The sequence below is a fragment of the Paraburkholderia atlantica genome, from assembly GCF_009362785.1.
Classification (GTDB): domain Bacteria; phylum Pseudomonadota; class Gammaproteobacteria; order Burkholderiales; family Burkholderiaceae; genus Paraburkholderia; species Paraburkholderia atlantica.
Genome location: NZ_WHNQ01000033.1, coordinates 1 through 12,825, shown reverse-complemented (window position 1 = coordinate 12,825; position 12,825 = coordinate 1). Strand labels below are relative to the sequence as shown.

Sequence of the window (12,825 nt, the reverse complement as noted above, 5' to 3'; positions counted from 1 at the left end):
TGAGAGGCGAGTGAGACTGTCGGCGGCCGGAAAACAAAAAAGCCTGGTGGGCCGCACTGTTCGTGCAGCCCGCGAGGCTTTTGATCGAGTTAAAGCTTCTTTAACGCACGAGACACGGGCGCTTGTTATCGAACTTCCAGTTCGGAATCAGATATTGCATGGCAACGCCGTCGTCGCGTGCACCGAGGCCGTGCTGCTGATACAGCGCGTGCGCCTTCTCGAGCTCATCCATATCGAGCTCGATGCCGAGGCCCGGCTTCTGCGGCACCTTGACCTTGCCGCCGACGATCTGCAGCGGATCGCGCGTCAGGAACTGACCGTCCTGCCAGATCCAGTGCGTATCGATCGCGGTAATCTTGCCAGGCGCCGCGGCCGCGACGTGCGTGAACATCGCGAGCGAAATGTCGAAGTGGTTGTTCGAATGCGAACCCCACGTGAGGCCCCAGTCATTGCACATCTGCGCGACGCGCACCGAGCCCTGCATGGTCCAGAAATGCGGATCGGCGAGCGGAATATCGACCGATTGCAGCTGGATCGCGTGACCCATCTGACGCCAGTCGGTCGCGATCATGTTGGTCGCCGTCGGCAGGCCGGTCGCGCGGCGGAACTCGGCCATGACTTCGCGGCCCGAATAGCCGTTTTCCGCGCCGCACGGATCTTCCGCGTAGGCGAGCACGTCGTGCTTGTCACGGCACAGGCGCACCGCTTCGGCGAGCGACCACGCGCCGTTCGGGTCGAGCGTCACGCGCGCTTCCGGGAAGCGCTCGGCCAGTGCAGTCACCGCTTCGATTTCCGCGTCGCCTTGCAGCACGCCGCCCTTCAGCTTGAAGTCGTTGAAGCCGTAGCGCGCCTTCGCGGCCTCGGCGAGACGCACGACCGTTTCCGGCGTCATCGCTTCTTCGGTGCGCACGCGCTCCCAGTCGTCACGCGCGCCGGCGTTGTTCGCGTACGGCAGATCCGTCTGGTTGCGATCGCCGATATAGAACAGGTAGCCGAGCATTTCCACTTCGTCGCGCTGCTGGCCTTCGCCGAGCAGTGCCGCGACGGGCACGCCGAGATGCTGACCGAGCAGGTCGAGCAGCGCCGCTTCCAGCGCGGTGACCGCATGAATCGTCGTGCGCAAATCGAAAGTCTGCAGGCCGCGGCCGCCCGCATCGCGATCGGCGAACTGCGTGCGCACCTTGTTCAGGATCGCCTGCAGATTGCCGATCGACTGACCGACCACGAACGGCCGCGCGTCGTCGATCGTCTTGCGGATGTTCTCGCCGCCCGGCACTTCGCCGACACCGGTATGGCCCGCGCTGTCGCGCAAGATCACGACGTTGCGCGTGAAGAACGGACCATGCGCGCCGCTCAGATTCATCAGCATGCTGTCGCGGCCAGCGACGGGCACGACGCGCAGTTCGGTGACGACCGGCGTGGCGTTCGATTCGGTAGGTTTGGTGGACATGGGAAAAGCACCTGTGTGATGAAGTAAGCCGGCCGGCGGAAGCCGCCGCGCGCTGCGTGCGCGTTCGACCGGCCCGGATGAAAACTCGAATACAGAAAAACTGACGGCCGCATACGAGCCGTCAGTGTAGTCAATGCGCGTTGCCGCGCAACGACTCGGGCGAAGGCTCGCGATTGCCGGGCTTGTTGCGCGTCAGGAATCCGGCTGCCGCCGCGAGCAGCGACGCAACGCCGAGGCCGTACAAGCCGCCCGTGATCGAGCCCGTGTGCTGCTGCAGATAGCCGAAGGTAGCCGGCGCGAAGAAGCCGCCGAGGTTGCCGAGCGAGTTGATCAGCGCGAGCACGCCGGCGGCGACGCGCGCATCGAGGTAGCCCTGCGGAATCGGCCAGAACAGCGACGACGCCGCCTTGAAGCCGATCGCCGAGAAACAGATCGCGACGAACGAGAACACCGGGTTGCCCGACGTCGACGCGAACAGGCCAACCGCGGCGATGACGAGCGCGACCGCGAGCCAGCCCTGCTGATGACGCCACTTCGCCGACACGACCGCGAAGCCATACATCGCGACCATCGAGATCAGCCACGGAATCGCGTTGAACATGCCGACCTCGAAGTCGGACAGGCCGCCCATCTTGCGGATGATCGTGGGCAGCCAGAAAGTGGCCGCGTAGATCGTCAGCTGGATCGCGAAGTACAGGAAGCAGAACAGCGCGATCTGCGGGTCCTTCAGCAGCTTCATCGTCGGTTGATGCGCGCCGCCCTGCGCTTCGCGCTCGGCCTGTTCGGCCGCGATCGATCGTTCGAGCACGCGCTGTTCTTCGCCGGTGAGCCAGTGGGCGTCGCGGATGTGCGACTTGAGCAGCAACCAGCTGACGATGCACAGCACGATCGAGAACCCGCCTTCGATCAGGAACATCCACTGCCAGCCTTGCAGGCCGAGGCCGCGAATCGACAGCAGCGAACCGGTGATCGGACCGGACAGCACCGACGCGAGCGCCGAACCCGACAGAAAGATCGCCACCGCCTTGCCGCGTTCCTTTTGCGGCAGCCACTGCGTGAAGTAATAGACGACGCCGGGAAAAAAGCCCGCCTCGGCGACGCCGAGCAAAAACCGCAGCACGTAAAACGACGTGTCGTTCCACACGAAAGCCATCGCGCCGGCCACCAATCCCCACGTGCCCATGATGCGCGTGAGCCACGCGCGCGCGCCGAACTTCTGCATCAGCACGTTCGACGGCACTTCGAACAGCGCGTAGCCGATGAAGAACAGCCCGCTGCCGAGCCCGTAGGCGGCCGCGCCGATGCCGAGATCGGTCTTCATGTGCGCGTTGACGAAGCCGATGTTCACGCGGTCGATATAGTTCGCGATGAACATGATCAGGAAAAGCGGCAACACGTTGCGCTTCACCTTCGCGACCGCCGATTCCAGCGGGTCGAGCGCGGTAGTCAGAACTGATGTCAAGTTTTGTCTCCCCTGTGGGCCATGTGGCCTGGTGGAACGTAGCGCGACGCAATAGCTGGGTGCGAGACCCGCCGATGCGGCTGATACGTTGTCTGACGACAGTCTACCTCGTTATTTTTCTCAAATCCAGTTGGGTGTTTACCCTGCGTGTGTCGATTGATTCCCATTGAATAGCGGACGATTCAAGGCTTTAAAGGCTGTAGCCCATTTCTGAATCTAACGCGAACTAAGACGTCTGATGTCTTTAATGGCGGCTCGCTACCAGCAGCTCATGCGCTTGCGCAAAAACGCCCGCCTCGTCCTCGTTCCATCGCGCGTCCGCACGGAAAAATAGCCCGCGACGATGCCGCCGAACCCGGCAGAATCGAGTACAGTCCTGTGCGATACTTTGTTGGATCAGTCAACCAGCCACAAAAATGAGCAGCCTAACTGAAAAGGTGGTGGCCACCCTTTCCGATGAAATTCGCCGCGGGGCGCTAAGGCCAGGCGATCGCATCCCCACCGAAGTCGCGATGATGAAGCAGTTGTCCGTGAGCCGCTCCGTGGTCCGCGAGGCGATTTCGCGTCTGCAGGCAGCGAGGATCGTCGAGACGCGCCACGGTATCGGCACGTTCGTGCTCGCGCCCGCCGCGGAAAAGCCGATGCAGCTTCCCGCCGCCGACCTCACCAGCATGCTCGACGTGATGGCGATCATCGAATTCCGGATCGACGTCGAAGCGGCTGCGGCCGCGCTCGCGGCATCGCGGCGCACCGAACAGAACCTGAAGCAGATTCGCACCGCGCTCGACCGCTTCGAGGCTGAACTCGAGCGCGGCAGCACCGACACGCTCGCACACGACATCGAGTTCCATCTGCAGATCGCACGCGCGAGCGGCAACCGCTATTTCTTCGACGTGCTGAGCCAGCTCGGCCGCTCGGTCAGCCCGCGCACGCGGCTCGGTTCGGCCGAGATCGCGGAGCTCGACCATATCGAGGTATTGCGTAGCGTGCTCGGCGAGCACTTGATGATCTATCGCGCGATCGAGCGTCAGGACGCCGACGACGCGCGCGCCGCGATGCGCATGCATCTGAGCAACAGCCGCGAGCGTCTGCGTCGCGCGCATGACTTGACCAAGGCTGGCGTGTGACGGCATGCGGGGCTGATCGACCGCCCCGCGACTCGACACTTAGCCAGCAACACCCGCTCACTCCCCACTTGCAGATCGCCACCGCGCGTCACATCGCGCAGATGTGCATCGACGCGCTCGGGCATCGGCACACCGCGCAGTCAAGTGCGCGTAGCGCCATCGCGTTCGTTTTGCACTCGCGCGCACGCAGCCCCTAATTTTCACGATACGAAACGATGCCGCGCGTCGTAAAAAATCATGGTGCGTGGCACAAACGGGTCATTTCACGATGTCCGGCGTCGTTGCACATCGCAAAATTAAACGCGCAACCCATTGTTTTTACGAAGTTATTTTTAAGATAAAGAACGGTTTGACGCCCGCTTGCCAGCCGACTCGCTGACGTAGACTCTTTCACAAGAGCACGCGCTTCACGCAGTCGGATTCGAGGGGCCTCACGACACGGGCCACCCAAATCCCAGAGATTGCGAAGAAGCCGTCACGAATCGCAGCTTTTTAATTGGCAACTGGGAGACTAAAAATGAAAGGCTTTCGCTTTGGTTCGACGCAGGGAGCGTTCTACATTCTGCCGGGTCAGGACGGCTGGGAAGCCACCTACGGCAACGAAACGCTCGGAGAATTCTCGAGCCCGCAACAGGCCGCCGACGACCTCGCGCGCGGTCTGAGCTGCGAGCATCTGTCCGAGCTCGACACCTCGACGCTCGAAATTCCAGAGAAGCTCGCCGATTGGGAAATCGTTCACGTATAAGGACGGATATGACCGACGGCGACGTAGCAGTAAAAGCAGAAACGACAATGGCGCCCGAAGGCGCCATTGTCGTATTTGCGGTCCTGCAGCCGCTTTGACCGCGGTTGCGCTGCGTGCTTACCGCGTCGCTTTTCCGGCCAAGCGCAGTTGCGGCCGCAACGCTACCGCATCAATCGCCCGCGCAGGCTCAAGCCACCGAATCGACGATCGCGTTCAGCGTAGCGCTGGGGCGCATCGCCTTGCTGGTCAGCTCGACGTTCGGGCGGTAGTAGCCGCCGATATCCACCGGCTTACCCTGCGCCGCGCCGAGTTCCGCGACGATCTTCGCCTCGTTGTCGGCCATCGCCTTCGCGACGCCCGCGAACTGCGCCTGCAGCGCCGCGTCGTCGGTTTGCGCGGCCAGTGCTTCGGCCCAGTACATCGCGAGGTAGAAGTGGCTGCCGCGATTGTCGATACCGCCGACCTTGCGCGCCGGCGACTTGTCGTTGTCGAGGAACTTGCCGGTCGCCTGATCGAGCGTCTTCGCGAGAACCTGCGCCTTCGGGTTGTGATACGCGCTGCTCAGATGTTCGAGCGATGCCGCCAGCGCCAGGAACTCACCGAGCGAATCCCAGCGCAGGAAGCCTTCCTCGACCAGCTGCTGCACGTGCTTCGGCGCCGAACCGCCCGCGCCGGTTTCGAACATGCCGCCACCGGCCATCAGCGGAACGATCGACAGCATCTTCGCGCTGGTGCCCAGTTCCATGATCGGGAACAGGTCGGTCAGGTAGTCGCGCAGCACGTTGCCGGTGACCGAGATCGTGTCCTTGCCCGCGCGAATGCGCTCGACCGAGAACTTCGTCGCGTCGACCGGGGTCATCACGCGGATGTCGAGACCGTTGGTGTCGTGATCCTTCAGGTACTGCTCGACCTTCTTGATGATCTGCGCATCGTGCGCGCGCACCGGGTCGAGCCAGAACACGGCCGGTGTGTTGGTCGCGCGGGCGCGGTTCACCGCGAGCTTGACCCAGTCGCGGATCGGTGCGTCCTTGGTCTGGCACATACGGAAGATGTCGCCTTCTTCGACCGGCTGCTCCAGCAGCACCGCGCCGGCTTCGTCGGTCACGCGGACCACGCCGTTCGCCGCGATCTGGAACGTCTTGTCGTGTGAACCGTATTCTTCTGCGGCTTGCGCCATCAGGCCGACGTTCGGCACCGTGCCCATCGTGACCGGATCGAACGCGCCGTGCTTCTTGCAGTCTTCGATTACAGCCTGGTACACACCGGCGTAGCAACGGTCCGGAATCACCGCCTTCGCGTCGTGCAGCGCGCCGTCGGCGCCCCACATCTTGCCCGACTCGCGGATCATCGCCGGCATCGACGCGTCGACGATCACGTCGCTCGGCACGTGCAGGCTCGTGATGCCCTTGTCCGAGTTGACCATCGCGAGCGGCGGACGCTGTTCGTACTGCGCCTTGATGTCAGCTTCGATCGCCGCTGCCGTTTCAGCCGGCAGATCCTTCAGACGCGCGTACAGGTCGCCGATACCGTTGTTCGGGTTGAAGCCGACCTTGGCGAGCGCGTCAGCGTGCTTCGCGAGCACGTCCTTGTAAAACACCGACACCACGTGACCGAAGATGATCGGGTCCGAGACCTTCATCATCGTGGCCTTCAGGTGCACCGAGAACAGCACGCCGTTCGACTTCGCGTCGGCGATCTGCGCTTCGATGAAGCTGCGCAGCGCGTTCTTGCTCAGCACCGACGCGTCGATGATTTCGCCTGCCAGCACCGGCGTCTTCGCCTTCAGGACCGTGGTCGTGCCGTCCGCGGCGGCCAGCTCGATCTTCACGCTACCGGCTTGCGCGATCAGCGCCGACTTCTCGCTGCCGTAGAAATCGCCGCCGCTCATGTGCGAGACGTGCGACTTCGAGGCCGCGCTCCATGCGCCCATCTTGTGCGGATGCTTGCGCGCGTAGTTCTTCACTGACAGCGGCGCGCGGCGGTCCGAGTTGCCTTCGCGCAGCACCGGGTTCACCGCGCTGCCCTTGATCTTGTCGTAGCGGGCCTTGACGTCCTTCTCGGCGTCGGTCGTCGCGACGTCCGGGTACGACGGCAGCTTGTAGCCCTGGTCGCGCAGTTCGGCGATCGCGGCCTTCAATTGCGGCACCGACGCGCTGATGTTCGGCAGCTTGATGATGTTCGCTTCCGGGCGCGTGGTGAGTCCACCGAGCTCCGCCAGATCGTCGGAAGCTTTCTGTTCCGCGCTCAGGTAGTCGGGAAATGCGGCAATGATCCGGCCGGCGAGCGAGATGTCACGCGTTTCGACGAGCACGTCGGACGAGCGCGTGAACGCCTTGACGATCGGCAGCAGCGAGTACGTCGCCAGTGCGGGCGCTTCGTCGGTCAGGGTGTAGATGATCTTCGGCGGTGTGGACATGATTAATGCTTTGCTAGGAAGTGATAGACAGAGCGTTGGCAGTCGATGCCAGCGCAAATCCGCGCGACGGCGACGGCGTCGGTCCGGCACGACGCAACCCCGCGACCTTCGTTTTGCGATACGACCGAGAGTATATGCGCGTTTTCCACTAAATGTGGGTAAACAAACAGGTCGCGGGACCCTGCCGAAAAGGCTCGATCCCCGACTGACAAGGGTTTGCGGCCGATTACCTAGGTCTTAAGACAGATATCTTATAGATGACCTGCGACATATTATTTTTGGCTAAATGCGAATGAATCGCATTGAGGAGCCGCAAATCACGCTCGCTTCAGCGGCCGCCGTTCCCGCAGGTCCGCGCTTCGTGCGCTCCGACGTCCCGTGCCGGCGCCGTCGACGCACGGCGCACCAGCGTCCACAGCAGCGTCGCGCCGATCAGATCGCCGAAACCGAGCGCGACGAAAAACGGCGTATAGCCGACGCGGCTCACGAACCAGCCCATCGTCATCGTGAACGCGAAGTTGCCGAGCCCCGCGACGAGCGCGGCGAGTCCGGTCACCGTGCCGACTTCGCGGCGCGGGAACAGATCGGCCGACATCGAGATCACGGTGATCGACAGCGCCTGATGCGCGAACCCGCCGAGGCACAGCAGAAATACCGCCATCGCCGGATCGTGGACGAAGCCGACGCCGGCCATGCCGATCATCAGGACCGCGGCCAACGAGAATGCGATGCGCTTGCCGTCGACGATCGGCACGTCGAAGCGGCGCTTCAGCCACGCCGACAGCGGACCACCGACCATGCAGCCGAGGTCGGCCGCGACGAACGGCAGCCACGCGGTCAGCGCGATCGCCTTCAGATCGAAGCCGCGCGCCTGGTACAGATAGAGCGGCATCCAGTACACCAGCGTGCCCCACACCGGATCGGCGCAGAAACGCGGCAGCGCGATGCCCCAGAAATTGCGCTGTTTCAGGATCTCGAACACCCTTGGGCCCGCGCTTTTCGCGGCGCGCGAACTGGCGTCCTGCGTCACGCCGATATAGTCCGCCTCCTCGCGCGACAGCGCCGGATGACGGTCCGGTTGCCGATAAAGCCACAGCCACAGCACGGCCCACGCGAGCCCCAGCCCACCGACGACCATGAACCCGACGTTCCAGCTGTAGTGCAGGATCGACCACGCGACCAGCGGCGGCGCGAGAATCGCGCCGGTCGACGTGCCGAGGTTGAACACGCCGGCGGCGGTGCCGCGCTCGTGCGACGGAAACCAGGACGCGGCCGCGCGCATGCCGCCCGGAATGAACGCCGCTTCCACGAGACCGAGCATGCCGCGCAGCACGAAGAGCCCGATCCAGCCCGACGCGAAACCATGCGCGGCGCAGATCAGCGACCACGCGACGCCGCACAGCGCAAAGCCCATGCGCAAGCCGACCCGATCCATCAGATAGCCGGTCAGCGGCGCGCCGATCGGATACATGACGAGAAACGCGCCCGTGATCCAGCCGTATTCGTGCGTCGAAATGTTCAAATGCTGCAGCACCGTCGGCGCCGCGACGCTCAGCGAACTGCGCGCGAGATAGTTGGTGATCGTGCCGAGCGTCAGCAGCCCGATCATCCACCAGCGCAGCCCTTTAACCTTGATAGTCATCGGTTGCCTCGTGTCTCCTCCGTGCGTCATGCGTCTGGCGTCGAAGCGCAGCGTGCCGCGCACGAATTCTTCGTGCGGCAGTTTGCCAGCCGCATGCGGTTCCAGCCAGTGCAACGCGGCACTGCAAGGCGTTCGCCTTTACGCGTTTTGCGATAGCCGATACTATTAAAAAATCACAGGAAAACGTTATCCTCTACCGATGAAGAAGGGTGCCACCACCATCCGCGACGTCGCGGCCGCCGCGGGCGTGTCGGTCGCGACCGTATCGAAGTACATGAATGGGACCCAGCGCTTTACCCCCGCGGTCGAGGCGCGCCTGAAGGAGGCGATCGAGCAGCTCGGCTACCGTTCGAATCCGCTCGCGCGTTCGATGATCACCGGGCGCACGCGCACCATCGGTCTCGCGATTCTCGATATCCGCAATCCGCATTTCACCAACATCGTGAAGGGCGCCAATCGGGTCGCGCTTCAGCACGACTACACGCTGCTGCTAGTCGATACCGAAGAGAGCCAGGAGCGCGAACAGACGCTGATCGAGTCGCTCGCGCAACGCGTCGACGGCATGATCGTCAGCTCACGGATGCCCGACGATTCGGTGCAATGGCTGCTCGATCTCGGCAAGCCGGTCGTGCTGTTCGGGCGCAGCTCGCGCTTTCAGATTTCGAGCGTCGGCACCGACAGCAATCTCGCCGGCTATATGCTCGCGAACCATCTGCTCAAGCTCGGTCACAAGCGCATTGCGTATCTCGGCTTTGGCCGCTCGCGCTGGAACGACGAGCGCATTCGCGGCATTCGCAATTGTCTCGACGAATACGGGCTGTCGCTCGACGTTTACGATGCACAAAGTCCGTCGGCCGCGGCCGGCGAGCGCGCGTGCTCGGGCCTGATGCTCGGCCCGAAACGACCGGATGCCGTGATCTGCTACAACGATCTGATCGCGCTCGGCTTCATCAAGGAAGCGCGCGAGCTGGGCTTCTCGTTGCCGCGCGATGTTTCGATCGCCGGGTTCGATAACGTGCCGTATGGAGAGTACGCGTCGCCGGCGCTGACCTCGGTGGACTTTCAGAGCGAGAGGATGGGTGAGCTGGCGATGACGAAGCTGCTCGACGAACTGCACGGCAAGAGCGAAGAAAACGCCGGTTATTCGATGCTCGATCCGCATCTGGTGGTGCGGGAGTCGACGGTTAGGCGGGAAGTGGGTGCGGCAGCCGACGGCGATGCTCGCACGCGAAAGAGTATGAGTGGGATGCGGGCGGCGGAGTGATTGGGTCACTCGCCGCGCACGCGGCTTGGGTCATATCGTCTTTCCCGTCATTCCAGAATCGTTTGAAGGCGAGCAAGCGCGTCCTCGACCACCTCGGCGGGAGCGCGCTCGACTTTGCGCGCGCCGCGCGCCTCGAGGTCCAGAGTGCGAACCATGTTCACCAGAGCGACTCCCTGAGTTTCTGTTCCTGAACCCGAGAGCGGTACTGCGAACCCGGCGTATCGAGCGAACTCACCGCCTTGCGTGATCGGCGCAACGAGGGCAACCCCAAGAGCATTGAATGCGGCAGGCGACAAAACCAGTGCGGGACGGAAATCGCCTTGTTGCTCCTTGCCAAGCGTCGGATTGAGGCTTACGCGCACGATATCGCCGCGCTCAAACTTGACGCGCCTTACCATGCTTCGCGCCCCACGGGCTTAACTTCACTCCAAACGTCGAGATCGGCCGGCAGTGGCGCCCGCGGATCACACTGCCCGACGAGTTCATCCAGTGAATACTTCCGGCGCGCGGGCGTGAGCAACACGCCCTCGGGGCGCACGTCGGCGTTCAGCGAACTGCCCACCGACGCATGGATTTGCTCCAACAACACGGCCGGCAAACGCACTGCGGCGCTGTTGCCCCACTTCTGTATCTTGAGTTCCATATTCCCGCTCCAAATGTATATCCATTGTAGATACTCGCAACGGAAATGGCAAGTCACCCGTATCTACATTGACTCTACATATGGAATGGTGAAATCGCCGATGATTTGTCAAATTGCCGCAACCGGTCCACGTTCAGCGGCGGCGAAGCAAAAAGCCCGAACCAGGCAACCAGGCCGCCACCGCAACGGCGCGCCAATCGCCCGCAATAACAACCCGCCTTACCCCTCGCGTCCCAGGAACTCAACCACCATCCGGTTGAACTTGTCCGCATGCTCCCACTGCGCCCAATGCCCGCAGCGGCCGAACACATGCAGATCGGCGTTGGGCATCCCGGCGACGAGCCGCAGGCCAACGTCCATCGGCACGAAGCGATCGTCGCGACCCCAGATCACGAGCGTCGGCGCGGCCACTTCGCCAAGGCGCGGCCCGTAGTCGTTGAACTGCTTCGGATTCGCGGCGAGGCTCGCGACGAAATTCTCCAGGTGGTCGCGCCGCGCCACCATATTCGCGAGACGCGCCTGCATCAGGTCTTCGGTCAACGCTTTCGTGTCGAACACGAAGACGCTCATCATCCGCTGCAGGTTCTCGATAGTCGGGTTGCGGTACAGCCCCTGCAGAAGCTTGATGCCTTCGGTCGGCATCGGCACGAACTGGCTCGGGCCGCCGGTGCCGCCGCCCATCAGCACGAGCTTGCCGACGCGCTTCGGTTCCAGGAGCGCGAACGCGACCGCGCTATGCCCGCCCATCGAGTTGCCGATGAGATGAGCGCGTTCGATATCGAGCGCATCGAGCAACGCTTTCAGGCAGCGCGCGTTGAGTTCCGAGCGCGAACCCTTGCAGACGATCGGGTCGCTCTTGCCCCAACCGAGGCAGTCCATCAGGATCACGCGATAGCCCGCCGCGACGAGCGGCTCGACGTTGCGATTGAAGTTGGCCCAGCCGGTCGCGCCCGGTCCGGAGCCGTGCAGCATCACGACCGTCTCCTTGCCCTGCCCCACGTCGTTGTAGTGCAGTTGCATCTCGCGGCCATCTTCCGTGATCCGGACGAATCGGCTGGTCGCTTCTTCACTGATCGCCACTGCTTGCGCGTTGGTATTGCTCATGTCGAATTCCTTTCTTTCACGAGTTAAGTGACTGCGGGCCGCCGCCGACGGCAGACCCGCCCGGTATTTCGCGCCGCAAAAACTACTGCGCGGCCGCCGCGGTATATCGAAGCGTCGAGCGATTCACGACGAGCCATGCGCCAATCGCGGCAACCGCAATCAGCGGAATGCTCGCGCCGAGCAGCACGCTCGCGCCCTGACCGATCGCGAGCAGTTGCCCCGCGATCAAAGGTCCGAGGATCGAGCCGAGACGGCCCACCGCCACGGCCGCGCCGACACCGGTGCCACGCACTTCGGTCGGATACAGGCTGCTTGCCAGCGCGTACAACACCGACTGGCCGCCGACCAGGAACAGCCCCGCGAGCAGACCGCCCCACGCCATCGACGTGCCGCCGTTCGCACTCAGCAACGCGCCAAGCGCAACCACGATGCCGACATACATGCCCGCGACCGTGCGGCGCCGGCCCATCCGGTCCATCATGCCGGCGATCACGATTGCGCCGATGCCGCCGCCGATGTTGAACATCATCTGCACGACCCCCGACTGCACGCGCGTCAGACCGCGCGTCAACACGAGCGACGGCAGCCAGTTGATCAGGAAATACAGCACGATCAGCGTGCCGAGATAGCTGATCCACAACGCGATCGTCGTGCCCGCGCGTCCTTCCTGCCACAGTGCGCGCGTCACGCTAGCGGCTGCATCGCGCCGCGCGTCCGTGGTTGCACGCGCCGCGACGAACTGCGCCGACTCGCGCATGAACAGCGCAAGCAACGGCAGCACCAGCAACGGCCCGAACCCGCCGACGTAGAAGATATGCCGCCAGCCCTCATCGCCCGGGCTGATGATCCCGACCACCGCCGCGAGCGCCGCGCCGAACGGCATGCCGCAGTACATCGCACCGACCGCGGTGTTGCGCTGATGCGGCGGCGCCGCTTCCGAACACAGCGCGATCAGATTCGGCATCGCCGCGC

Annotated in this window: 11 protein-coding genes; 3 read left to right on the top strand and 8 right to left on the bottom strand. The window is 63.5% G+C overall.

Features of this window, described 5'->3' with window-relative positions; all coding sequences use genetic code 11:
* Window positions 1-100: 100 nt before the first annotated feature.
* Together gudD and GCT19_RS32100 are read right to left on the bottom strand one after the other, a co-directional pair.
* Entirely contained in the window at window positions 101-1,450 is a 1,350-nt protein-coding gene (gene gudD, locus GCT19_RS32105; protein ID WP_152854163.1) for a glucarate dehydratase, read from the bottom strand.
* A 130-nt stretch (window positions 1,451-1,580) separates the two neighbouring features.
* The gene (locus GCT19_RS32100; protein WP_018434893.1) at window positions 1,581-2,912 is read right to left on the bottom strand and encodes an MFS transporter; all 1,332 of its coding nucleotides are present in this window, start codon (window positions 2,910-2,912) and stop codon (window positions 1,581-1,583) included.
* A 416-nt stretch (window positions 2,913-3,328) separates the two neighbouring features.
* On the opposite strand from GCT19_RS32100, the gene GCT19_RS32095 reads away from it, so the two are divergent.
* Both GCT19_RS32095 and GCT19_RS32090 read left to right on the top strand, forming a co-directional pair.
* Window positions 3,329-4,039 (top strand): FadR/GntR family transcriptional regulator, encoded by a 711-nt coding sequence (locus tag GCT19_RS32095; protein ID WP_013092474.1) that lies wholly within the window; start codon window positions 3,329-3,331, stop codon window positions 4,037-4,039.
* Window positions 4,040-4,556: 517 nt separating this feature from the next.
* A complete protein-coding gene (locus tag GCT19_RS32090) occupies window positions 4,557-4,784 on the top strand; it encodes a hypothetical protein (protein ID WP_013092475.1) in 228 nt (75 codons plus the stop codon).
* Between the two features lie 187 nt (window positions 4,785-4,971).
* Here GCT19_RS32090 and GCT19_RS32085 read toward each other — a convergent pair whose 3' ends face one another.
* Both GCT19_RS32085 and GCT19_RS32080 read right to left on the bottom strand, forming a co-directional pair.
* The gene (locus GCT19_RS32085; protein WP_152854162.1) at window positions 4,972-7,200 is read right to left on the bottom strand and encodes an NADP-dependent isocitrate dehydrogenase; all 2,229 of its coding nucleotides are present in this window, start codon (window positions 7,198-7,200) and stop codon (window positions 4,972-4,974) included.
* 328 nt (window positions 7,201-7,528) lie between these two features.
* Window positions 7,529-8,842 (bottom strand): MFS transporter, encoded by a 1,314-nt coding sequence (locus GCT19_RS32080; protein WP_227749376.1) that lies wholly within the window; start codon window positions 8,840-8,842, stop codon window positions 7,529-7,531.
* 199 nt (window positions 8,843-9,041) lie between these two features.
* Between GCT19_RS32080 and GCT19_RS32075 the strand changes: the two genes are divergently transcribed.
* Entirely contained in the window at window positions 9,042-10,106 is a 1,065-nt protein-coding gene (locus GCT19_RS32075) for a LacI family DNA-binding transcriptional regulator (RefSeq protein WP_152854160.1), read from the top strand.
* Between the two features lie 47 nt (window positions 10,107-10,153).
* On the opposite strand, the gene GCT19_RS32070 is transcribed toward GCT19_RS32075, so the two are convergent.
* The 4 genes from GCT19_RS32070 to GCT19_RS32055 all read right to left on the bottom strand — a co-directional run.
* Window positions 10,154-10,504: a type II toxin-antitoxin system ChpB family toxin gene (locus GCT19_RS32070; protein WP_018434899.1), complete on the bottom strand. Its 351-nt coding sequence runs from the start codon at window positions 10,502-10,504 to the stop codon at window positions 10,154-10,156.
* Window positions 10,498-10,749 (bottom strand): AbrB/MazE/SpoVT family DNA-binding domain-containing protein, encoded by a 252-nt coding sequence (locus GCT19_RS32065; protein ID WP_018434900.1) that lies wholly within the window; start codon window positions 10,747-10,749, stop codon window positions 10,498-10,500. Before GCT19_RS32065 ends, GCT19_RS32070 begins: the two co-directional genes overlap by 7 nt.
* 219 nt (window positions 10,750-10,968) lie before the next feature.
* Entirely contained in the window at window positions 10,969-11,853 is an 885-nt protein-coding gene (locus GCT19_RS32060; protein WP_152854159.1) for an alpha/beta fold hydrolase, read from the bottom strand.
* Between the two features lie 82 nt (window positions 11,854-11,935).
* Window positions 11,936-12,825 (bottom strand): MFS transporter (locus tag GCT19_RS32055; protein ID WP_152854158.1); only part of this gene is annotated, 890 nt, incomplete at its 5' end.

Coding starts and splice junctions, on each gene's coding strand:
- GCT19_RS32095 (WP_013092474.1), top strand. CDS start 3,329: ATGAGCAGCCTAACTGAAAAGGTGGTGGCCACCCTTTCCGATGAAATT.
- GCT19_RS32090 (WP_013092475.1), top strand. CDS start 4,557: ATGAAAGGCTTTCGCTTTGGTTCGACGCAGGGAGCGTTCTACATTCTG.
- GCT19_RS32060 (WP_152854159.1), bottom strand. CDS start 11,853: ATGAGCAATACCAACGCGCAAGCAGTGGCGATCAGTGAAGAAGCGACC.
- gudD (WP_152854163.1), bottom strand. CDS start 1,450: ATGTCCACCAAACCTACCGAATCGAACGCCACGCCGGTCGTCACCGAA.
- GCT19_RS32065 (WP_018434900.1), bottom strand. CDS start 10,749: ATGGAACTCAAGATACAGAAGTGGGGCAACAGCGCCGCAGTGCGTTTG.
- GCT19_RS32070 (WP_018434899.1), bottom strand. CDS start 10,504: ATGGTAAGGCGCGTCAAGTTTGAGCGCGGCGATATCGTGCGCGTAAGC.
- GCT19_RS32085 (WP_152854162.1), bottom strand. CDS start 7,200: ATGTCCACACCGCCGAAGATCATCTACACCCTGACCGACGAAGCGCCC.
- GCT19_RS32080 (WP_227749376.1), bottom strand. CDS start 8,842: ATGACTATCAAGGTTAAAGGGCTGCGCTGGTGGATGATCGGGCTGCTG.
- GCT19_RS32075 (WP_152854160.1), top strand. CDS start 9,042: ATGAAGAAGGGTGCCACCACCATCCGCGACGTCGCGGCCGCCGCGGGC.